The sequence below is a fragment of the Paraburkholderia sp. 35.1 genome (assembly GCF_050436525.1).
GTDB classification, from domain to species: Bacteria; Pseudomonadota; Gammaproteobacteria; order Burkholderiales; family Burkholderiaceae; genus Paraburkholderia; species Paraburkholderia tuberum.
Genome location: NZ_JBNDMJ010000001.1, coordinates 669,285 through 692,400, shown reverse-complemented (window position 1 = coordinate 692,400; position 23,116 = coordinate 669,285). Strand labels below are relative to the sequence as shown.

Here is a 23,116-nt window from a genome sequence, read left to right as displayed (position 1 = left end):
TATCGCGCAGGCGCCTGCGCGTCGCTTCTTACCTTCCCTCGTCCAATCTCCGCAGTGCGCACGCATGGTGCTTGCGGCTTGCTGCGCGGTCATGCTCGCGGCATGCCACCAGCGCGAAGCCGCCGCTCCAGAGCCAAAGCCCGTGGTCGCCCTGGCCGTCCACGCTGACGGGCGCACGGCAAGTGCGTCGCTGCCGGCTCAGGTGCAGGCGCGCTACTCCACGGCGCTTTCGTTCAGAGTGGGCGGCAAGATCATCGAACGGCGCGTTCGCCTCGGCGACGCCGTCAAGGCGGGACAGGTTGTTGCGCTGCTCGACCCGACCGATCTGCGCAGTAACCTGGCCAACGCGCGAGCGCAGCTCGATGCCGCCCAACACCGGTTCGTCTACGCGAAGCAACAGCTCGATCGCGATCAGGCGCAGGCGCAGGCAAACCTGATTGCACCGGCGCAGCTCGAACAGACGCAGGACGCGTACGCATCCGCTGTTGCGCAGCGCGACTCGGCGCTCGCCCAGATGGCGCTCGCCTCGGACAATCTGCGCTATGCGACGCTGACTGCGGACCACGACGGCGTGATTACCTCGGAGGACGCCGACACGGGCCAGAACGTTCAGGCAACCCAATCGATCTATCACCTCGACTGGACGGGCGACGTAGACATCGTCTGCGACGCGCCCGAGCGCACGCTGAGCTCGCTGACAGTCGGCAGCATGGCGCGCGTAACGCTGCCGGCGCTACCCGGCAAGACCTTCGAGGCCCGCGTGCGCGAGGTGTCGCCTAGCGCTGATCCGCAAAGCCGCACCTGGCGCGTCAAGCTCACCCTGAACGCGCCCAGCCCTGCAGTGCGCCTCGGCATGACGGCCACCGTTGCGTTCGATGTCGTCGGTGACGCGTCGGGCGCACAGCCGTTCACTGTGCCGGTGACGGCGCTCTTTCATCAGGGCGAGAACCCTGCTGTCTGGGTGGTGCGTACCGGCACCGACACACTCGAGCTGCGTCCTGTGACGGTGCAGCGGTACGACGAGCGCACGGTCGCCATCGCATCGGGCCTCCGCGACGGCGACCGCGTCGTGGTGCAGGGCGTACACGCCGTTAGCACGGGCCAGCACGTGCAGGTGGTGGCGCCCCTGCATCGGGAGGATTTCCCGTCATGAACTCCCGTGACCAAGAACCCGTGCGCGAGAGCGCGCCTGTCCCGTCTTCTGGGGCAGACAAATCTGGCGAAGGCAGCTTCAATCTTTCCGCCTGGGCGCTGCGTCATCAGCAGCTCGTGATCTTTCTGATCGGGCTCGCCACGCTTTTCGGCGTGATCGGCTATACGCAACTCGCGCAGTCGGAGGACCCGCCGTTCACCTTCCGCACGATGGTGATCAAGACCTATTGGCCCGGTGCGAGTGCGCGCGAGGTGCAGGAACAGATCACGGACCGGATCGGCCGCCAGCTACAGGCCGCGCCGAACATCGACTACATCAAGAGCTACTCGCGCCCCGGCGAGTCGATGATCTTCTTCGCCATGAAGGACTCCGCGCCCGTCAAGGAAGTGCCGGAAACCTGGTATCAGGTGCGCAAGAAGGTCGGCGACATTGCCGCGACGCTGCCGAAGGGCACCGTCGGCCCGTTTTTCAACGATGAATTCGGTGACGTCTACACCAACATCTATGCGCTTGAAGGCGACGGCTTTTCGCCGGCGCAACTGCACGACTACGCTGACAAGCTGCGCACAGTCCTGCTGCGCATACCCGGTGTGGCGAAGGTCGACTATTTTGGCGACCCCGATCAGCACATCTTCGTCGAGATATCGAATGCGCAGCTCACGCGGCTTTCGATCACGCCGCAACAGCTCGCTCAGGCGATCGACGCACAGAATGCCGTGGCGCCCGTCGGCACCATCACGACCGCGGACGACCGCGTGTTCGTGCGTCCGAGCGGCGCGTTCAAGGACGTGCAGGCACTCGCGGACATGATGATCACCATCAACAAGCGCACGTTCCGGCTGGGCGACATCGCGAAGATCACACGCGGTTATGACGATCCACCGGTGACCCAGATGCGCGTCGGCGGCCAGGCGGTGCTCGGCATCGGCGTGACGATGCAAAAGGGCGGCGACGTGATCGACCTCGGCAAGGCGCTCGACGCAAAAGCCGCCGAACTGCAGGCCACGCTGCCGGCGGGTCTGAAACTCGCGGCGGTTTCGAGCATGCCGCACGCGGTCAAGCACTCGGTGGATGAGTTCGTGAGATCGGTTGGCGAAGCGGTGGCGATCGTGCTGGTCGTGAGCCTCGTCTCGCTCGGCTTGCGCACCGGTATGGTCGTCGTGATCACGATTCCGATCGTGCTGGCGGTGACGGCGCTTTGCATGCACATGTTCAATATCGGGTTGGACAAGGTTTCGCTCGGTACGCTCGTGCTCGCGCTGGGCCTGCTCGTCGACGACGCGATCATCGCCGTCGAAATGATGGCGGTGAAGCTGGAGCAAGGCTGGAGCCGGGCGCGCTCGGCAGCGTTCGCGTATACCAGCACGGCATTCCCGATGCTCACAGGCACGCTCGTCACCGTATGCGGCTTCCTGCCGATTGCGCTCGCCAAATCGAGCACGGGCGAATACACGCGTTCGATCTTCGAAGTGTCGGCCATCGCGCTGATCGTTTCGTGGTTCGCGGCCGTCGTGCTGGTGCCGTTGCTGGGTTATCACCTGCTGCCGGAACGCAAGCCTCAACCCGGCGGTGCACACCATGATCCGCATGAAATCGGCAACACCGGCTTCTACCGGCGCCTGTCGGGATGGGTTGCGTGGTGCGTCGAGCGTCGATGGGTCGTGCTCGGCGTCACCGTCGTGCTTTTCGCGATTTCCATGCTGGCCTTCACGCGCGTGCCGCAGCAGTTCTTCCCGAACTCGGAACGGCCGGAACTGCTGGTCGATCTGCGATTGCCGGAAGGCGCCTCGTTCGAGGCGACGCTGCGTGAAGCGAAGCGCCTGGAAAAGGTGCTCGACGGCAAAGCCGAGATCGACCACTTCGTCGACTTCGTCGGCACCGGCGCGCCGCGTTTTTACCTGACGCTCGACCAGCAGCTTCAACAGCCGAATTTCGCGCAGTTCGTGATTACCGCAAAAAGCGTGGAAAACCGCGAGGAACTGATGCGTTGGCTCGACGGCAAGCTCGAGAAGGATTTCTCCGGCGTGCGAGCGCGCGTCTCCCGGCTCGAGAATGGTCCGCCGGTCGGCTTCCCGATCAAGTTCCGCGTGAGCGGCGACGATATCGCGACCGTCCGATCGATTGCGCAGACGGTGTCGGACAAGGTCCGCGCCGATCCCCGCACGCGCAACGTCCAGTTCGACTGGGACGAGCCGGCGGAGCGCTCGATCTCGTTCGAGATCGATCAGAACCGCGCGCGCCAGCTTGGCGTCACGTCGGAAGACGTGTCGAACTTCCTCGCGATGACGCTATCGGGCTACACGGTGACGCAGTACCGCGAGCGCGACAAGCTGATCAACGTCGATCTGCGCGCGCCCAAGAGCGAACGTGTCAATCCGGCGCAGCTGACCAGTCTCGCGATTCCGACGCCCCACGGCCCGGTGCCGCTCGGTTCGCTCGGACACGTGCGCAATACGCTCGAGTACGGCGTCATCTGGCAACGCGACCGTCAGCCGACCATCACGGTGCAGGCGGACGTGCGCGGCGACGCGCAGGGCATCGACGTGACCCACGACATCGAACGTGCGCTCGCGGCGGAAACCGCCAGGCTGCCGGTCGGCTATCGCATTCAGGTGGGCGGCGCGGTCGAAGAAAGCGTGAAGGGCCAGACGTCGATCAATGCCGAAATGCCGTTGATGATCATCGCCGTGCTGCTGTTGCTGATGATCCAGCTCAAGAACTTCGCGCGGACCTTCATCGTCGTGCTGACCGCGCCGCTCGGCCTGATTGGCGTCGTGGCCGCGCTGCTGCTGTTCGGCAAGCCCTTCGGCTTCGTCGCGCTGCTGGGCGTGATTGCGATGTTCGGCATCATCATGCGCAACTCCGTGATTCTGGTCGACCAGATCGATCAGGATATCGCGGCAGGCCAGCCGCGCTTCGACGCGATTATCGGCGCAACCATAAGGCGTTTCAGGCCGATCATGCTGACCGCCGCCGCCGCCGTCCTCGCGCTGATTCCGCTGCTGCGCTCGGGCTTCTTCGGTCCGATGGCGACCGCACTGATGGGCGGTATCACGATCGCCACGGTACTGACCGTGTTCTTCCTGCCCGCGCTGTACGCGGCGTGCTTCAGGGTCCGGCACGACGAGCGCGGAATGCAACCGGTCGTCGCCGAGCATTCGGAGGTTTGATGATGAGCTTCGACTACAAGACATCCGTGATGGCCGTGGCTGTGGCCATCGCACTGACGGCCTGCACGTTCGGCCCGAACGGCGCGCCCCCGGCGATGCCTTCGCCTGCGCACTACGGTGCCGAGGCACAGCCGGCGAAGACCGTCGCAGCGGGCGGCGTGGCGCAGCAGTTCGATATCGGCGCAGTGGGCGTTCCGCAATGGTGGCAGCTTTACCGGTCGGACGCGCTGAGTGCACTGGTCGAGGAAGGCTTGCGCAACAGCCCCACGCTCGGGGCTGCGCAGCGGACGCTCGCAGCCGCGCAGCAGGAGCTGCGCGCCCAGGTCGGCGCATCGACGCTGCCTTCAATCGATGCTGCCGCACAAGTCGATCGCGGGCGTACACCGCTTGTGCCCGGCATTGGCCCCAGCGAGGTTCGCTATAACTTTTTTGCCGGACAGTTTCTCGCGTCCTACACCTTTGACCTGTTCGGTGCGACGCGTTCGGCGAATGCGGCCAGCGCCGCTCGCGTAGACGTGCAGGCGTATCAACTGGAGGCGGCGCGGCGCGCGCTGGCGGCAAACATCGTCGGTACGACGATCAGCGTGGCGGCACTCGATCGCCAGATCGCGCTCACCGAACGGCTCGTCGCCGTGGCCAGGACGGCCGCGGACGAGGACCAGCACCGCTACACACTCGGCTCGGTCTCGCGTGCGCAGGCGCTCGCATCGACGCAGGATGCGGCTTCGGCTGCGGCGAGTCTTCCCGCGTTACGCCAGCAGCGCGCCACAGCCATCCATGCGCTCGCGGTGCTGATGGGCCGCACGCCGGACAACGCCCCGGCCGTTCCCGATCTCGACAGCCTGACGTTGCCCGAACACGTGCCCGTCGTGGTGCCGTCGGACCTGCTGCGTTCGCGCCCCGACATTCAGGCAGCCGACGCCGCCGTGAAGGCCGCTGCCGCCGATGTCGGCGCTGCGACCGCGCAGCTCTTTCCGAGCCTGTCGCTGACGGCCTCGATGGGCCGCGGCGGCTTTAGCTGGCCGGCGGTGCTCTCAGGAGCGGGCGGACTCTGGGCCATTGGTGCGAGCCTGTCGCAACCGATCTTCCATGGCGGCGCGCTGTTCGCGCACCGCAAGGCGTCGATCGATGCTTACGATGCGGCGGTGCTGAACTACAAGTCCACCGTTCTGTCGGCGTTCCAGAATGTCGCGGATTCGCTTGCCGCGCTGGATAACGACGCACAGACACTCGCGTCGACTGAAGCAGCGGCACAGGCAGCGCAGGCGGGATTCGACGATACCGCGTCGCGCCGCCGCATGGGTTCGCTGCCGTCAACGGCAGAGCATGCCAGCGAGCAGCGCTTTCTCAACGCACAGATCGGCGCCGTGCGCGCGGCAAGCCAGCGCATGAACGATACCGTCGCACTGTTCCAGGCGATGGGCGAACTGCCGCCGGGCCAGCCGCAAACAGCGTCGTCGCAATGATCGCGTGTCGATGAAGACGGGAAGAGCGACCTGCCGATCAGGCCGCTCTTCCTCGACTGTACCGGCGGGTATCGGAGCAGTCGTTTTCTATCCGAAATCAGAATGCGCCCACGCACGGGAAGGTCAAGCCGGACTTCACGTGCATCGAACGCGCCAGAACCTCAGGTTGTCCAGTTCCCTGTATGGAATATAAGAAACTGATCGCCTGTCACGAGTGCGATCTGCTGTTTCGCAAGCCTCTGCTGCGGGGCGGGCAGACGGCGAGCTGCTCGCGCTGCCGTGCGGGCCTGGAAGGAACGCAGGGAGCGGGCGTGCCGCTCGACCGGATTGGTGCGCTCACCGTTGCAGCTTTGATCACATTCTGTATTGCGCAGGCTTTCCCGGTCATACAACTGCAGACCAACGGTATGACGTCGGCGGCGACGCTATTCGGCGCGGTGCGCTCGTTGTGGACGGGCCACATGCGCATCGTCGCAACGATGGTCTTTTGCTCGGCGATCCTGTTTCCGCTGATCGAACTCCTCGCCCTTCTCTATGTGCTCGTTCCTCTGCGCCTTGGCAAGGTAGTACGTCATTTCAATCGAATGCTTCGCGTCGTGCAGCTCATCCGTCCATGGGGCATGATCGAAGTGTTCATGCTCGGCGTGGTCATCACGATCGTGAAAATGGTCAGCATGGCGCAGGTGATCCCTGGGCCAGGACTGTTTGCATTCGGTGCACTCACGTTGATGTTGGCGTTTCTCGCCACTTTCGACCCGCGCGTGCTCTGGTCGACGCGGGACGAAATAAAGTTTCGACAACCCGCTGAGATCCGCTGGACCAGAGTGAAGCGCAGGTGCGCCCCGCGAGCCCCGACGTTCTTCGGCCTGAAGCCCGCGCCGGCGGCGCATATGACGGCGCGCAGCGCCGGGCTCATAGCCTGTCATACCTGTGGACTGGTGCAGAAGCACATCGCGGCGTCGTCAGAGCAGCGCTGCTCGCGGTGCGAATCGGTGCTGCACACGCGCCATCCCGATAGCGTGACGCGCACGTCGAGTCTGGTTCTTGCCGCCGCGCTCGCCTACATACCCGCGAATCTGTTGCCGATCATGCACGCGTCATCCCTCGGCCACTCGGAGGACGACACGATCCTCGGCGGCGTGGCGTACTTCTGGACTTCAGGCGACTGGCCACTCGCCGTCGTCGTGTTCGTAGCCAGCGTCGTGGTGCCGATGCTCAAACTCGCCATTCTCACGCTGCAAATCGTAGCGGCCCGTCGCAGTCCGGACTGGCAGCAGCTCGAACGCGCGAGGCTGCATCGGCTCGTCGAGTGCGTGGGCCGGTGGTCGATGCTCGATATCTTCGTTGTCGCCCTGACGGTCGCGCTGGTGCATTTCGGTTCGTTTGCGGTTGTCACTGCCGGTCCGGGCGCGCTGGCTTTCGGCGCGGTGGTGATTCTCACCATGCTCGCGTCGCATCAATTCGATCCGCGGCTGATCTGGGACAACGTCCGCTGCGGGCCAGCGCGTGGTTCACGGCGATGAACGAATACCGTGCTAGCGGCGTCCGCACTCCTAAATAACCTCATATTTGCGAACTACTCTCCGAGCGATGCATCTTCCAACGCCACCCAGACCTGACATCAAGCCGCGGAAACGCTGGATTCCCTCCCTCATCTGGTTAGTGCCGCTCATCTGTGCGCTGATCGGTGTGGCGCTGGTAGTCAAATCCGTCACCGACAAGGGACCGACAGTGACGGTCACGTTCAGCAACGCTGAGGGTATGGAGGCGGGCAAAACGAAGGTCAAATACAAGGACGTGGAGATCGGTTCGGTACAGGCGGTCGCGCTGTCAAAGGACCTGCAGCACGTCATCGTCACGATCGAGCTGACCAAACAGGCAGAAAAGTTCGCGAGCCGAGGCACGCGCTTCTGGGTGGTTCGCCCGCGCGTGGGCGCTAATGGCATCTCGGGCCTCGGTACGCTGCTCTCCGGCGCGTATATCGGTGTCGATGTCAGTCGTTCTTCGGAAAGGCAAACCGCGTTTGTCGGGCTCGAAAGTCCTCCGATCGTCACGTCCGGGCAGCCGGGACATCAATACACGCTAAGAGGCGACTCATTGGGGTCCGTCGATATCGGCGCGCCGATTTTCTACCATCGCATCCAGGTAGGCCAGGTGGTCGGCTTCTCGCTGGATCCGCATGGCACCGGCGTCATCGTCAATGTTTTCGTCAATGCGCCGTTTGACCAGTATGTCGGCACCAATACACGGTGGTGGCACGCAAGCGGTGTCGACCTCCGTCTGGATTCGAACGGATTGAAGCTCAATACACAATCTCTGGCGACGGTGGTCGTCGGAGGCCTGGCGTTCCAGTCGCCGCCGGGTCAGGACGCCGGACAACCGGCCGCTGACAAGGCGGCGTTCCGACTCGCATCGGACGAGTCGGACGCGATGCGCGAGCCCGACGGCGCGCCGCTCAATGTCGTGATGCGGTTCAACCAGTCGCTGCGCGGCCTGTCTGTCGGCGCTCCCGTCGACCTTCGAGGCATCGCGCTGGGGCAGGTGACGGACATCGGTATCGAATATAACGAAAAGGAGAAGAGTTTCAGCATGAAGGTATCGATGGCGCTGTATCCCGACCGGCTCAGCCGGCGCTCCAACGAAGCGCTACCGGCTCCGAACTCGCAGGGTGGTCATGAGTTGCTGGAAAACCTCGTCATGGAGGGAATGCGCGGTCAGTTGCGAACCGGCAACCTGCTGACAGGCCAGCTATTCGTGGCGCTCGACATGTTTCCGAAAGCGCCTCGGGCGAGCGTCGATGTTCATCGCAATCCTATTGAACTGCCGACTGTGCCTAACACCCTCGACGAACTTCAGGTGCAGATTGCCGATATTGCGAGGAAGCTGAATCAGGTGCCGTTCGACAAGATCGGAGCCAATCTTAACGGCGCACTTGAAAACGCCAACAAGCTGTTCGGGCACATGGACACAGAGATCGTTCCGCAAGCCCGCGACACACTGGCGGCCGCGCAGAAAACCTTCAGTACCGCCGAAACGACGCTCCGGCAGACCGCGCCCCTGCAGTCGGACATCCAGGATGCGATGCAGGAAATGACACGCACCCTGCAATCCCTCAATGCGCTCGCCGATTATCTGGAACGTCATCCCCAGGCGCTCCTGTTCGGCAAGAAAGGAGACCAACGGTGAAACTGATCCAATCCCGCGCGCGGCGCGCGATCGCCCGTATTGCGACCGTCATGGGTCTGGCCGCGCTGAGCGCCTGTGCTTCCCCGCCGGCCCGCTTCTATACCCTCGGCACTGACAGCGAACCGACGCGTGCAAACGTTACGGTCAGTCCGGCCTTCCGGATCGACATGCGCACAGTGAAGGTGCCGGTTTCAGTCGCAAGGAGCCAGTTGGTCGTACACGTCGATGCGGCGCGCGTCAGGATTCTGGAAAACGAGCGCTGGGCATCGCCGCTTGCAGACGAGATCCGCAATGCGCTGCTCGCGGCCGCGACTCGACAGGCGGGCGGCCCCGACACGGACCAGTCTGGTCACGCCGAGGACGCTCGCACGTATCAGGTCTCCGTCGACGTGCAGCGTTTTGAATCGTGGCCGGGCTCACACGCGCTGCTTGACGTCACCTGGAGTGTACGCAAGTCGAACGACTCACGAACATTGACGTGCCGCAGCATAGTCAGCCAGCCCGTATCGGCCGGCTACGATGCACTCGTCAACGGCCATCGAGTCGCAGTGAGAAGGATAGGCACTCAAATTGGCGAAGTCGTCCGGGAATTTTCGGCGGCGCCGTTCGAGTCCGCCGTTGCACCGGCGCGCATCCCTGCGAGTACGAGAAGTTCGGCGTTGTTATGCCCGGCTCTAGCAGGCTGAACCGATACAGGAATTGGTGCCTCACGCCGACAAGGAGCGCCAGCTGATTGCTAGCGTCGAGGCTTTAGCAGGTGATTGAGTTTAATCGCTAGCGGCCCGAGCGGGCTTCTCCGCCGGGCCGCACCCGGCTGACTTCAGGCCGATCAGACCGATGGCGCCGGACCTCTTGATTCAATCGGCGTCGACAGTCTCCTCCACGACCGGCAGCGGACGCGCTGCAATCTTCTCCGCCTCCGCGCGCTTGAGTCCGAGTGTCTGCAGCAGCATTGCTGCAGTACGCTCAGGGAAGTTCTCCCCGCTAAAGCCAAGCTCCTTGAGTACGCTTGCCGCGGGCGCGCCCGGTGCGACGAAGTTCAGCTCGGCGGCGATTGCACAGAGGACCGTACCGGCCACCGCAAGAAATCCGATGAACGGGTCGGCGACCACAAAGCGCTTCGCGGCAATGCCATTCACCATGTCGCGCAGCAGCCGCTGGCCCAGTCCGCGGCTCATCGCATGCGTCGGAATAAACCCTTCACGTACCAGGAAACGTCCCCACACGGGGTCTTGCTGCGCACGCAGGACCGTATGACGCACGGAGACAGCGATCACCTCGGCCGGGTCGGAAAGGCCAGCGGCGAGGCGATCCATCATGTTAGCGAAATCCTCGAACACCTCGTCGACAAGCGTCGCGTAAATCGCCTCCTTCGATTCAAAGTGGTTGTAGAACGAGCCAAAGCCGACATCAGCGGCTTCGGTGATTTCATTGATCGCCACGCCCTCCATGCCTTTTTCGGCCATCAGCCTGAGGGCGGCGTCGAGCAGACGGGCACGCGTCTCGCGCTTGCGACGCGCACCGCGCGGCTCGCGTTGTTCGGGAATGGCAACCGGGGCGATTGGCGCCGCACGGGTAGGACGCTTTGTAGTGTTCGGCATGATGGATCCAAGCTTTGGTTATGCCTAAGTATAGATCGTAATGTCTAGGTTGACAAAACGCTCACGAATGACTTTAATGTCATTAAAGGCGACCCGAAGGCCGGCCTTACATACAAGTACAACAGACAACATCTGGAGTGACTGTGGAGACAGCAGCAAAGGACGGCGCCGCGCCGTCGAGCCGGCATGAACAGGTTCGTCCGCCGATTGGCGCATTACCGTCGGTGGTTGACGTCTTACTGGTGGGTTGCGGACCCGTCGGTGCAACGATTGCCAATCTACTGGCGCGCTACGGCGTGCATGTATTGATTGTCGACAAGTCAACCGAGGTTTCCATCGCGCGCCAGGCAATCGAGCTAGATAACGACGCGCTGCGCATCCTTCAGCTTGCGGGCATTGGGGAGCACGATCTCGAGACCAGCACAATTCCATATGTGCGGATGAGAACGCCCATGCTGGGGCAGGTCGGCCAAATCAGTTCGGCGAGCCGCCTGGATGGCTATCCGAAGCCCGTCACGTTGTACCAGCACGAACTCGAGCGGTGCCTGCGGGCCCGGCTCGAGAAATACGACTGTGTGCATATCGCGCCAGGTGTCGAACTGGGGAGCTTCACGGAAGAAGGCGACCATGTGCTCGCGTCGCTGGAGCTTGATCGCGGCCGCTCTCACATCGTCCGGGCGCGCTACGTGGTCGGTGCAGACGGGCCGTATTCGCTGGTTCGGCAGACTATGGGGCCGCACTTCTGGGGTAAGACATTTGCCGAGAAATGGCTCGTTGCCGCTGCGCGGCATCTTTCGCGCCCAGCCGAAGATATCGAGTTCATCTCCGATCACCGTCGGCCAAACCGATACATGGTCGCGCGCAGCGGGCGTGAGCGCTGGAAGTTCATGCTGCAGCCGGACGAGCGCCACGAGAACATGAAAGCCGAGGTCCGCATACGCGAGATTGCCGCTCCATCGGGCAACCCGGAAGACACGATGATCGAGCGCAAGGCGGTGTATCGCTTCCGAACGCGAACCCTTAATGCATTCAGCCGGGGGCGTGTGTTCTTCGCGGGCGACGCCGCGCACATTAGGCCTCCATCCGTCGGCCGAGGGTTGGCCGCGGGACTGCGAGATGCCGCCAATCTGTGCTGGAAGCTTGCATGGGTGGTGCAGGGGCGAGCGGATTCACGCATTCTCGACACTTACGACGAGGAGAGGCGGCCCCACGAGAAGGCGATAACAAAGCTCGCAAGATTCATGAGAAAGCTCGTCACGCCGCGCAATGGCGGCATTGACTCGTGGGCTCATGGGCTAATGCAATTCTCGCCACCGGTGCTCCCGCTGCATGCGCAGCCCGAGGAATCGCAGATCCAGCCGAAAAAAACAACTAGAAGAGGTGTGTTTGTCAAAGGCCGCTCGCCGACGAAGCTTGTGCGCGGCGCAGTCATTGGGCAGGGGCGGGTACGTGGTTCGGATGGCAAGGCGCGTCCGAGCGACGAGGTGTTCGGGCAGGGCCTGGTGCTGATTGGATTTGGCACAGACGCCCGAGCCTCGCTTGATTCTTCTGAGGCAGCAGCCTTCGCGCGTGCCGGCGGAAGCACTGTGCAGATCGCACACCGTGGAGAGCGGCCGCATCTCGCTCGGCATGACAGCTGGGAGGACCTCGACGGTGTGTTCCTTCCGCGTCTCGTACCGGTTGGTTGGGCCGCCGTGGTGCGGCCCGACAAGACCGTCGTTCACGATGGCCCGGCGACCGATGCGTCGCGGCTCGTGCGCGAGAGTCTTTCCTTGCTCGGTCAGCACTGCTGGGTCATGCAGTGATCGCGAGGCCGCATGCCATCTCGAAACCCCATTCACACCGTGTGATTTCTTATCGCCATGAACCTGACCACTGTACAACCAGCCCGTCACCCCGATCCTACGACGAAAGCGTCGGCATTGGCCTATCTGATATTCGACCGGCCGGATCTCGAGAAAGCCGAGCAATTTCTCAATGACTTCGGGCTCCGAACGGTATCGCGCGGTGAAGCGCTCCTGCTGCTGCGGGGAACGGGTGCTTCACACTTCTGCTATGTCGTCCGGAAGGCCTCGAAATCCCGGTTCGTTGGTTTTGGGCTACAGGTCGACAACAGGGCCGAGCTTGATGCACTTGCAAAACTGCCGGGCGCCTCGGACGTCGAACGCTCGCCCCTGCCCGGCGGCGGCTATACGGTACGGCTGACCGATCCTTCAGGCTTTCGCGTCGACGCGATATGGGGCCAGCAGCCAGCTTCGACGTTGTCTCATCGGCCACCCTTGCCGTTCAACTCCGTGGATGCGACGGTCCGGATCAACGGCACGCAGCGACCGCCCGAAGGCGCGCCGGAAATTATCCGGCTCGGACACGTCGTGCTCGAACTCGTTGACTATCAGGAAACCTGCGCGTGGTATACGCGGCATTTCGGCTTCATCCCCAGCGATGTGCAGGTGCTTCCCGATGGTTCGCCCGCCGTCGCGTTCATGCGGCTCGATCTCGGCGACAAGCCAGCCGATCACCATACGCTCGCGCTTGCACAAGGCTTCGTGCCCACCTACAGCCATAGCGCGTACGAAGTCGTTGACGCCGACGCGATTGGCATGGGCCAACGCATTCTGCGCGACCAAGGTTGGACGCACGCGTGGGGGATCGGCCGACATATCCTGGGCAGCCAGGTGTTCGACTACTGGCAAGACCCATGGGGCGACAAGCACGAGCACTATTGCGACGGCGACCTCTTTACGGCGGACGCGCCGACGGGTGTCCATGCCGTGAGCCGCGAAGCGATGGCCCAATGGGGACCGACGATGCCACGCAGCTTCACGAAGCCCAGGTTCACACCCGCGAGCGTCGTGGCACTTTTCAGAAACCTGCGCCGCAGCCCCGACCTGACGTTGAGCAAGCTGCGCACGTTGGCGAAGCTTTTCGCCTGAACCACCCCACTTTCATAGAATCCGGAGATCGATAAATGGCACTTCACGTTCTGCATTACCTTCATGATGGCCGCGCCCAGTGGGGCGTAGTCGCCAATGGCGCCATCACGCCGATTCATGGCGAATTCAAGTCGACCGCCGAGTTTATTGAAGCCAATCCCGTCGAACGGCTGGCGGTACTGGACGGTTCTCCGATTCCCGAATCGGATGTGCAATGGTTGTCGCCCGTGACCGCCAACCAGCAGTTCATCTGCCAGGGCGCGAATTATCGCCAGCATATGATCGACTCGGGCGTGGACCCGGACGTGAAGAAATTCAACATGATCTTCACGAAGGCGACGAGCTGCATCGTTCCTGCCGACTCGCCCCTCGTGAAGCCCAGGGAGGTGCAGTTCCTCGACTACGAGATCGAACTCGGTCTTGTGCTCAAACGCGACGTCACCTCCCGCGAAACGGTCACCGACGAGAACCTGCATGAGTACATTGCCGGCGCCGTGATCGTCAACGACTACTCCGCGCGTGATATCCAGATTCCGCAGATGCAGTTCTACAAGGGCAAGAGCTACCGCACGTTTGGCCCTGTCGGCCCTTACCTTTGCCTCCTTGAGAAACATGATATTCCGAAGTTGAAGGAGCTCGTGCTGACACTGACGGTCAATGGAACCGTCCGCCAGAACGACACGACTGCGGGTCTCGTCTATGGGCCGGCAGAGACCTTGACGGAGCTTTCCGGCGTGCATGATCTGCGCATCGGTGACCTGCTCGCGACCGGCACGCCATCTGGCTGTGCACTGAGCATTCCATCGCCCGAAAAGCAACGCGCCGCGGCGCAGCTGCCTGAAGCGGAAAAATGGCGTCTTTTCCTGAAGATGCAGGCGGACAGGCCGCAGTACCTGAAGGTGGGGGACGTCGTGGAGGCGCATATCGTCAGCCACGATCGCTCGATCAATCTGGGCGTGCAGCATAACGTCGTTGTGGAAGAGGCAGCATGAAAGGCATCGCAAACGTAGACGAAGTCCTTGCCATCGAAACGCAAGGGCTGCCGGCGGATCTCCCGTCGAGCACCTACGAGATGATCTGCCGGGGCGCGGCGATTAATCCATCGGCACCGGCACTTTCGTTCTTTGCAACGGCCGACGACTATCGGAACGCCGAGTGCTGGACGTATAGTGAACTCGTCCGAGATATCACGCGCACCGCGAACATGTTCTCGCGCCTCGGAGTACAACGCGACTCAGTCATCGCATATGTTCTGCCCAACCTCCCTGAAACGCACTTCGTGATCTGGGGTGGGGAGGCCGCCGGAATTGTCTGCGCGATCAATCCATTGCTTGAGCAGGAAGCCATCGGCCAACTCCTCAACGCTGCAGGCGCCAGCGTGCTGGTAACGCTGGCGCCGTTTCCCGGAACTGATCTTTGGCAAAAGGTACAAGCGGTGCTGCACAAGGTTTCTTCGCTGAAGGATCTGGTGCTCGTGAATCCGGCCGAACGTGTGACGGGTTCAAAACAGTCCGCGACGCGGATGCTGCAGCGTAACGAGTGTTCAAGGCTGCACGGCGAGGGCGGCGTGCGGGGCGCGGTTCCTGCGCATATCGAGATCCACGACTTCGGCGTTGCCATCGCGCAGGAGTCGGGAACGGCACTTCAAGGCGCGCGGCACATTGGCGCCGACGACGTGTCGTCGTACTTCTGTACGGGCGGGACGACCGGCCTGCCGAAAATTGCGATGCGCCGCCACGGCAATGAGGTGGCGAATGCCTGGAGCACGGGTCAATTCTTCGGCGACAGCGTCGGGCCAGGCAAGACGCTTTTCTGCGGACTGCCACTCTTCCACGTGAATGCCGTCATGGCAACGGGTCTCCTGCCTTTTTCCAAAGGCGCCCAGGTCGTGCTCGGCACGCCACAAGGCTATCGCGGCGATGGCGTTGTCAAACGTTTCTGGGAAATCGTCGAGCATCACCGCATCAATTTCTTCAGCGGTGTCCCGACGCTTTATGCGGCGTTACTCGATATTCCTGTCGGCGAGCACGATGTGAGTTCGCTGGAGTACGGACTGTGCGGTGCGGCTCCCATGCCGGTCGAAGTTTTCCGGACCTTTCAGGAAAGGACGCGCATCCGGATTCTCGAGGGCTATGGCCTGACCGAGGGGACCTGCGTGAGCAGCGTCAACCCGCCGCTGGGGCAGCGCAGGCTGGGCTCAATCGGGCTGCGCATTCCGGGCCAGGCGATGAAAGCCGTCATCGTCGACGCTGACGGGCGATATGTACGGGATTGCGAGATCGATGAGGTCGGCCTGCTGACTATTTCCGGCCCGAACATTTTCCTCGGGTATATCGTGCCCGAGCAGAACAAGGGACTGTGGCTGGACCTCGGCGATGGCAGGTGCTGGCTCAATACCGGCGACCTCGGTCGATGCGATGTCGATGGTTATTTCTGGCTTACTGGTCGAAAAAAGGAAGTGATCATTCGTGGCGGTCACAACATCGATCCGGCAGCGATCGAGGAACCGCTCTATCGCCATCCCGCCGTCAAGATCGCGGCGGCGGTCGGTCGTCCCGATGCACACGCCGGGGAGTTGCCGATTGCCTATGTCCAGCTCAAACCGGGTGCAACCGCGACTGAGGACGAACTCGCCGAGTTCGTGCGACTCGAGATAGGCGAGCGCGCGGCACTGCCTAAACGGATCAGAATCCTGGATGCGATGCCGTTGACAGGCGTGGGCAAGATTTTCAAGCCGGGGCTGAAACAGCGCGAAACGGTAGACGCGTTACAGTCGGCACTCGTGGAGGCTGGCGTCGAGGGAGCAACCGTTAGGATCATTGAAGATACTTCGCGCGGGCTTTCGCTTCACGTCGAACTTCCCGACCCCGCGCTCGAAGCATTGGCGACTTCCGCGCTCGGGCGCTTTCCGTTCGCATTTTCGCTTTCGGTTGCCGCGAGGCCATCGCGGAGCGAGCAATGTTGATGTACCAGCGGCGATAGAGAGTTAAACGCTCGCGTCGGTTTAGAGGAAAGAGGATGAATACTGCTTCAGAAAGGTCCTTGCGTTCGCTTGTTGAAAAATGGCTTGGGCCAATATCGGGGACTGCGGTTCGGATTACCCGGTTCGGTCGTGCGGGCACAAACCAGAGACCCTATGTGCGTATCGAGCTACTGCTGCCGACAGGGCCGGTTGGGTTATTTTTCTTCCGGCACCGCGACGGTGCGTGGTGCGTATTCCCGCCCGAGACTGAACGTTTGGCGATGCGCGCTTACTAGCGTGCTGGGCGATGGAGGCATGCTGTACCAGCAACTATTCCAAAGGCAGAGAACGAATAATTGGACGGTTTAAAGTCTCGACACCAGGAGGTACGAAGAATAGAAAGGGTGATAAGGATAACGCGAAAGCGTATTTCCACATAACGTGTACGAGGCAGTAGCGGTGTTCTAAACATTCGTGCCTGTTTCATGTCATTTAGTAAAACGACCTAATCAGACATAACCGGCGGACCTGATAAGCGGTCGAAGCCTATGAGGAACGACGCAACGACCCCAGACGGAGCGCCGCATCGGTTCCACAGGAAGCACCACGGGTTCACAAAAATGCCCGGGCAACAAGACAGGAGAAGACACGTGAGGAATTACAGACGAATGATCAGCTCTGCCGGCATGGCGGCTTGCCTCTGCTCGGCTGCGCTGACCGACAATGCAAACGCCCAGTCAGCGGGAAGCATTACGCTGTCCACAGGATGGCTTCACATCGCGCCACAGGGCGACGCAACGCCACTCATTGTGGAGAGTATTGGCGGCGAAACGGTGAATCGCCAACTAGCCGGTAGCGGGGCGCATGCGACGTCAACGAATACGGTGGGAATTACCACCGAGTACTACGTCACGGACAACATTGGCGTCGCGATGCTTCTGGGACTGCCATTGACAGTAAATCTGGTTGGCGATGGGACGCTGGAGAAGTATGGCAACCTCGGCTCGACGAGGCCAATGCCGCCCGCCATCGAACTTCGATACCACCTGTTTTCGGCCGGCTCGAAATTCCGTCCATTCATCGGTTTGGGTGTGAACTATACGTGGTTCACCCAGGTTCGGACAACCAATAGCCAGTTTGTCACTGATAGCGTTGGTCCAGGTGGTTCGGCACACGCAACACTTAGTTCATCGTGGAATCCGGTATTCGAGATCGGGGCAAGTTACGCCATTACAAAACACTGGTCTGTCGGAACCTCTGTGAACTATATGCCGGTGAAGACCAACCTGACGTTAGACGGACACACCGCGACTGGAACGCAGATCGTTTCCAAATCGACGCTCCGGCTCGATCCCCTGAGCGTCTTCCTGAACGTCGCCTACACGTTCTAGCGCGTACGACTCGTTAATGCACCGATCGAGATTTGAATGCCCATCGAAGACATCGACTACGTTATTTTTCGCGCCCCGGGCCTGGCTGCGGTCCGCGACGTCATGCCACCGCTAGCGCACCCCGCTTCCCTTTGGATCGAATAATGAAACGACAGGTCCTCAAGACTATTCTTTTTGCTTTGCCCAAGGTTCTTGACCTGACGGCACGCCGCTTTCCCGCTTATCGTGATCGCCTGAAGGAGCGCGATCTCGTGGCCTGGATCGGACTCGCGGATCAAAGCATCGGTCGCGTCATCAAGTTCAGGAACGGACGCGTCCGTTCTAGCGCCGGCAGGCATCCGCGGCCCGACGTGCGCATGGTCTTCAAGGATGTCGCCACCGCCCTGAAGTTTCTTTCTCCCAATCAGGACCAGGGCGAAATCATCCACGCTGCCAAGAACTTCAAGGTGGTCACCGAGGGCGAGGACGAACTGCTGGTTTGGCTCATGCAGACCCTGAGCATGATGCGGACCGTCGGCCTGCCGATGGGCACGCCTTTGCGCGACGGCACCCGCCGCTTCACCACCTGCACCAACGGCGGGCCTCTGTTCGTCTACGTCAAGGATGGCCGCGTCGTTCGGGTGACGCCCATCGAGCTGGACAGCACGGATGCGCCAAGTTATGTGATCGAGGCGCGCGGCCGCCGTTTCAGCCCGCCACGGCGTGGCCTGGTCGCGCCCCACGCGTTGACGCTCAAGTCGCTGGTCTATTCCGACAAGCGCATCCTTCATCCCATGAAGCGGGTCGACTTCGACCCTGACGGCGAACGCAATCCCCAGAACCGGGGCAAATCCGGCTATGTGCGTATCAGTTGGGACGAGGCCCTGGACATTGTCGCCAGGGAAATCAACCGGCAGAAGCGCGTTCACGGTCCCGGTTCCATCACCTTCCCGATGTCGTCCCATCACCAGTGGGGCAACGTGGGTTACTACCTCAGTGCGCTGACGCGCTTTGCCAACCTGATCGGCTTTACCCGGGTTGCGGCCAATCCGGATAGCTGGGAAGGCTGGTACTGGGGTGCCATGCATCATTTCGGCAACTCGATGCGCGTCGGCGTGCCATCCGGCTATGGTGGCGTCGAGGATTGCCTGAAGGAAGCCGACATGATCGTCTTCTGGTCCTGCGACCCCGAAAGTACCAACGGGGCCTATGCGGGATTCGAGGGGACTCCGCGGCGCCTGTGGGCCAAGGAACTCGGCATTGAGTTCGTTCATATCGACCCGCACTGCAACCCGACCGCGCAGTTGCTGGGCGGGCGCTGGATTCCGGTCCGACCGCAAACCGATGCTGCTCTCGCCACCGCCATCATGTACGTGTGGGCCGTGGAGGGCTTGTACGACGAGGATTACATCGCCACCCGCACGACCGGTTTCGACGAGTGGAGGGCCTATCTTCTGGGCGAATCCGACGGCGTTCCCAAGACGCCCGAGTGGCAGGAGGGCGAAACCGGCGTGCCCGCCAAGGACGTCCGTGCGCTTGCGCGCCGATGGGGGAACAGGAAGGTCCATCTCGCGGTCGGGATGACCGGCGCGGGATTCGGCGGCGCGGGCCGCGGTGCGACCGGAGCGCAATGGGCGCGCTGCATGATCATGATGATGGCGATGCAGGGCTGGGGTAAGCCGGGGGTCAATTTCGGCTGCCTTGAAGCCGGGGTGCCCCACGACCTCCATTTCTATTTTCCCGGCTACGCGGACGGCGGCATATCCGGCGACCTGGCGTGGACCGCCAATGCGGTGAACAATTACCAGCGCATGCCGCACATTCTGTCCATGAATCCGGTCAAGCAAATGGTCCCGCGGCAGCAACTGCCCGACGCCATCATCAACGGCCATGCGACGGGCTACCTCTGGGACGGCATGTCCCAGGAAGCCCAGTTCGCGCCGTTCAGCTACCCCATGCCCGGATATTCGCCGATCCACATGATCTACCGCTACGGCGGGTCCGCCTTCAGCACAGTGACGAATTCCGGACGCTGGGCTGAAGCCTACCGGCACCCGAGCATCGAGTTCGTGGTCAACCAGTCGATCTGGATGGAGGGCGAGGCCCAGTTCGCCGACGTCATCCTGCCGGCGTGCACCGCGCTGGAGCGCTGGGACATCGGCGAATGGGCGAATTCCGGCGGCTACGCCCATCATGGGTTTAGCACGGTCAATCATCGCGTGATGACGCTGCAGCACAAGTGCATCGAGCCTTTGGGCGAGTCCCGTTCCGACTACGACATCTTCACTGCCATCCTGACCCGGCTGGGCCTTGGCGGGGTGTTCACCGAGGGATGCAGCGAGCTGGACTGGGTCAAGCGGGTCTTCGACTCGTCGGACCTGCCTGATCACGTTTCGTGGCGCGAGTTCTGCCGCAAGGGCTATTTCGTCGTGCCGCCCGAAAAGCCCGAGTTGCGCCATCCGGTGGACATGCGCTGGTTCGCGGAGGGACGGCGCAAGGACTTGCAGGAACCCCATCCGCTGCCGTCCCAGTTCGCCGAAAAATTCGGCATGGGCCTGCAGACGCCGAGCGGCAAGCTGGAGTTCGTGCCCGAGTTGCTGAAGCGGCACACTGCGGACAATCCCGAGCGACCACCGCTCAACCGATACATCCCGTCCTGGGAGGGGCTGCGCTCGGACCTGGCCCAGCGTTATCCGCTGCAGTTGATCGCCACTCACAGCCGTTACAGCTTCCATACCCATTGTGATGGCAAGAACTCCTCGGTCAACAGCATCGATGACCATCGCGCGCTGATTGGTGGCCATCGCTTCTGGCTGCTGAGACTTAGTCCGACCGATGCGGCCGTTCGAGGCATTGACCATCGCGATCTCGTCAAGGTGTACAACGACCGCGGCGCGGTGATTTGCGCAGCCGACGTCTCGCCGCTGCTTAGCGCGGGAGTGGTCAAGTCGTATGAGGCGAGCGCCGAATTTCAGCTGGTCGAAATAGACGGCGAGTGCGTCGAGATTGGCGGTTGCATGAACATGCTCACCCCCGACCGGCCTCAAACCGCCGGCACGAGCAGCATGAGCCCAAATTCCTGCCTGGTGCAGGTCGAGAAGTGGCAAGGCACCGAAGCGTTCATGCTCGGTCGCGCCGCGTGAGGAATTTCGAATGAGCAAGTGGAACCTGATTATCAAAGTGGGGCGTTGCGAGAACTGCCAGAACTGCGTGATCGCCGCGCGGGACGAGCATGTCGGCAACGACTTCCCCGGTTATGCCGCGCCCGCCGCCGCCAATGCCGACAGCCCGATCCGGATCCTGCGCCGCGTCCAGGGCGACTCGCATATGGTCGAAACCACGTATCTGCCGGTCATGTGCAACCACTGCGACGAAGCGCCTTGCTTGCGGGTGGGCGGCGACGCCATTCGCAAGCGCGCCGACGGCGTCGTCATCATCGATCCGGACAAGGCTCGAGGCCGCAAGGACATCGTGAAGTCCTGCCCGTACAAAGCGATCGTCTGGAACGATGAGCTGCAACTGCCGCAGACCTGGATTTTCGATGCCCATCTGCTCGACCAGGGCTGGCCGCAGCCGCGTTGTCAGCAATCGTGCCCCACCGACGTCTTCGAGACGGTCAAGCTCGATGACGCTGCGATGGCCGAGAAGGCCCAGCGCGAGGGGCTCAAGGTCTTGCGGCCTAACCTGGGCACGAAACCGCGCGTGTGGTACAGCGACCTCGAGCGCTGGGAAACCTGCTTCATCAGCGGAAGCGTCAGCGCGCGGATGGGAGATGTGGTCGAGTGCGTCACGGATGCGGTCGTAGCCCTTTACCTCGGCAATCAGAAGGTGGCGGAGACTGTCTCTGACTGCTTCGGCGATTTCCGCTTCGGTGGTCTCACCAAGGGAAGCGGTCTTTACAGAGTCGAAATCCGTCATGCCCTCGGCAGCGCCTGGCGCAAATGCGAATTGGGCGAAAGCGTTTACCTTGGGGAGCTCAGCCTCGCACAGTCGACAAACGGTATGGAAGTCGCGTGATCGTGGGCACCGCAACGAAGCTGCTTGGCATGAGACGGGCGGACCGCTCACGCTTCGGTATGACGGTTCCGATTTCCTCTCACGTGCCAGATTTCGTCAACTTTATTGACAACAAAATCAGATATGAGTGTAATGTCACATAAACCGCGAGACGGCCTGATCGGGCGTCGACGGATCATTGCGAAACCCGTCATCTGAGAAGCATGCCGATCTGGCGGCACCGCAGATGTCGGCCTGACCGGTACTTTATGCCATGAAGCGGGAACGCCTGACACGGGCACAGCGCAGAGAGCAGACGCGCGAATGCCTGCTTGAGGCGGCGCGGAAGATGTTCGTTAAAAAGGGATTCGCCGCGACAAGCGTGGAGGACATCGCTGAGGCGGCTGGCTATACGCGCGGCGCGTTCTACTCAAACTTCGGCGGCAAGCCGGATCTGCTGATCAGGTTGTTGCGCCGCGACGACGATAGGGCGCGGACGAATCTCCTGGCGATGATGGAGAAGGGCGGCACGCCCGATGAAATGAAGGACCGCGCCATCGCGTACTACAGCCAATCTATTGTTGAACACGATTGCTTTCCGCTTTGGGTCGAGGCCCAGTTGCTCGCGTGCCGGGACACCCCGTTTCGGGAGCGCATCAACGCCTTCCGGCAGGAGAAGCTGGAACAGATCAGCGTGTACATCCGCATGCTTTCGGAGCGCAACGGCAGGCCGTTGCCCCTGCAGGCCGAGGCTCTCGCGGTTGGCCTGGTGAGCCTGTGCGAGGGCGTACAGTTCTTCAGGATGTGCAGTCCGCAAACGGTGAGCGACAAGGTGCTTCAGACAGTGCTTGCCGGATTTTTTTCGTGCGTGTTGTCGCGACAGCCGGAAGAAACAGACTACGACAATCATCGCCCGGACGTACCCATGGGCGCACCGTAGCGACTCATATGACTGAATGGACTGGCACAGCCCAATTCCCGCGGCAGCCCCTTCCGGGTGAACGCGGCATGGCGGCGCCGAGTTGTCGCCAAGGCGACGCAACCGCTCGATAAGTTACCGCGGGCATCAGTCGGAGGCATCGACAGGTGTCACTCCACCCCCGCTCGCCACAACAGCACATTGGCGCACCCCAAGCACCATCGGCTGTCGATCGAGACGACCCGAAAGGCACGGCGTCAAGGCTTGCTGTAGCCGGCTAGACGTACCGCTACCTCCATTTTCAGGCAGCGCGCAGCATTTCAATTCCCGACGTGCAAGAAAGAACCGGATGAGTTCGGG

15 protein-coding genes are annotated in these 23,116 nt (G+C 62.0%); 14 read left to right on the top strand and 1 reads right to left on the bottom strand.

The genetic code is table 11. The features are described 5' to 3' along the window. Positions 1–64 precede the first annotated feature (64 nt). From OKW27_RS03395 to OKW27_RS03370, 6 genes are all read left to right on the top strand, one after another. A complete protein-coding gene (locus OKW27_RS03395) occupies positions 65–1,153 on the top strand; it encodes an efflux RND transporter periplasmic adaptor subunit (protein WP_176078824.1) in 1,089 nt (362 codons plus the stop codon). Continuing rightward, the gene (locus tag OKW27_RS03390) at positions 1,150–4,323 is read left to right on the top strand and encodes an efflux RND transporter permease subunit (protein ID WP_429332545.1); all 3,174 of its coding nucleotides are present in this window, start codon (positions 1,150–1,152) and stop codon (positions 4,321–4,323) included. The genes OKW27_RS03395 and OKW27_RS03390 overlap by 4 nt, the downstream gene beginning before the upstream one ends. 2 nt (positions 4,324–4,325) lie before the next feature. Then, complete coding sequence (locus OKW27_RS03385; protein WP_429332839.1) at positions 4,326–5,789, top strand: efflux transporter outer membrane subunit; 1,464 nt, start codon at positions 4,326–4,328, stop codon at positions 5,787–5,789. A gap of 182 nt (positions 5,790–5,971) precedes the next feature. After that, a complete protein-coding gene (locus tag OKW27_RS03380) occupies positions 5,972–7,312 on the top strand; it encodes a paraquat-inducible protein A (RefSeq protein ID WP_429332544.1) in 1,341 nt (446 codons plus the stop codon). Positions 7,313–7,379: 67 nt separating this feature from the next. Beyond that, positions 7,380–8,975 carry an intermembrane transport protein PqiB gene (locus OKW27_RS03375; protein WP_429332543.1) on the top strand — a complete coding sequence of 532 codons (1,596 nt, stop codon included), beginning with the start codon at positions 7,380–7,382 and terminating at the stop codon, positions 8,973–8,975. Continuing rightward, positions 8,972–9,661, top strand: coding sequence for a PqiC family protein (locus OKW27_RS03370; RefSeq protein ID WP_429332542.1), 690 nt, complete (start codon positions 8,972–8,974; stop codon positions 9,659–9,661). Before OKW27_RS03375 ends, OKW27_RS03370 begins: the two co-directional genes overlap by 4 nt. A gap of 171 nt (positions 9,662–9,832) precedes the next feature. On the opposite strand, the gene OKW27_RS03365 is transcribed toward OKW27_RS03370, so the two are convergent. After that, positions 9,833–10,576 (bottom strand): TetR/AcrR family transcriptional regulator, encoded by a 744-nt coding sequence (locus OKW27_RS03365; protein WP_429332541.1) that lies wholly within the window; start codon positions 10,574–10,576, stop codon positions 9,833–9,835. 143 nt (positions 10,577–10,719) lie between these two features. On the opposite strand from OKW27_RS03365, the gene OKW27_RS03360 reads away from it, so the two are divergent. The 8 genes from OKW27_RS03360 to OKW27_RS03325 all read left to right on the top strand — a co-directional run bounded on the left by OKW27_RS03360 (position 10,720) and on the right by OKW27_RS03325 (position 22,777). Next, positions 10,720–12,381, top strand: a complete 1,662-nt coding sequence (locus tag OKW27_RS03360) for an FAD-dependent monooxygenase (RefSeq protein WP_429332540.1) — start codon at positions 10,720–10,722, stop codon at positions 12,379–12,381. A gap of 57 nt (positions 12,382–12,438) precedes the next feature. Further along, positions 12,439–13,509 carry a VOC family protein gene (locus OKW27_RS03355; RefSeq protein ID WP_429332539.1) on the top strand — a complete coding sequence of 357 codons (1,071 nt, stop codon included), beginning with the start codon at positions 12,439–12,441 and terminating at the stop codon, positions 13,507–13,509. Between the two features lie 35 nt (positions 13,510–13,544). Continuing rightward, on the top strand, positions 13,545–14,501 hold the full coding sequence (locus OKW27_RS03350; RefSeq protein WP_429332538.1) for a fumarylacetoacetate hydrolase family protein: 957 nt from the start codon (positions 13,545–13,547) through the stop codon (positions 14,499–14,501). Then, positions 14,498–16,474, top strand: coding sequence for an acyl-CoA synthetase (locus OKW27_RS03345; protein WP_429332537.1), 1,977 nt, complete (start codon positions 14,498–14,500; stop codon positions 16,472–16,474). Before OKW27_RS03350 ends, OKW27_RS03345 begins: the two co-directional genes overlap by 4 nt. A gap of 665 nt (positions 16,475–17,139) precedes the next feature. After that, positions 17,140–17,862, top strand: coding sequence for an OmpW/AlkL family protein (locus OKW27_RS03340; RefSeq protein ID WP_187613638.1), 723 nt, complete (start codon positions 17,140–17,142; stop codon positions 17,860–17,862). A 143-nt stretch (positions 17,863–18,005) separates the two neighbouring features. Next, entirely contained in the window at positions 18,006–20,984 is a 2,979-nt protein-coding gene (locus tag OKW27_RS03335; protein WP_429332536.1) for a molybdopterin-dependent oxidoreductase, read from the top strand. 10 nt (positions 20,985–20,994) lie between these two features. Beyond that, positions 20,995–21,858 (top strand): 4Fe-4S dicluster domain-containing protein, encoded by an 864-nt coding sequence (locus OKW27_RS03330; protein ID WP_090811768.1) that lies wholly within the window; start codon positions 20,995–20,997, stop codon positions 21,856–21,858. A 253-nt stretch (positions 21,859–22,111) separates the two neighbouring features. Beyond that, positions 22,112–22,777 carry a TetR/AcrR family transcriptional regulator gene (locus OKW27_RS03325; RefSeq protein ID WP_187613640.1) on the top strand — a complete coding sequence of 222 codons (666 nt, stop codon included), beginning with the start codon at positions 22,112–22,114 and terminating at the stop codon, positions 22,775–22,777. Positions 22,778–23,116: the final 339 nt, after the last annotated feature.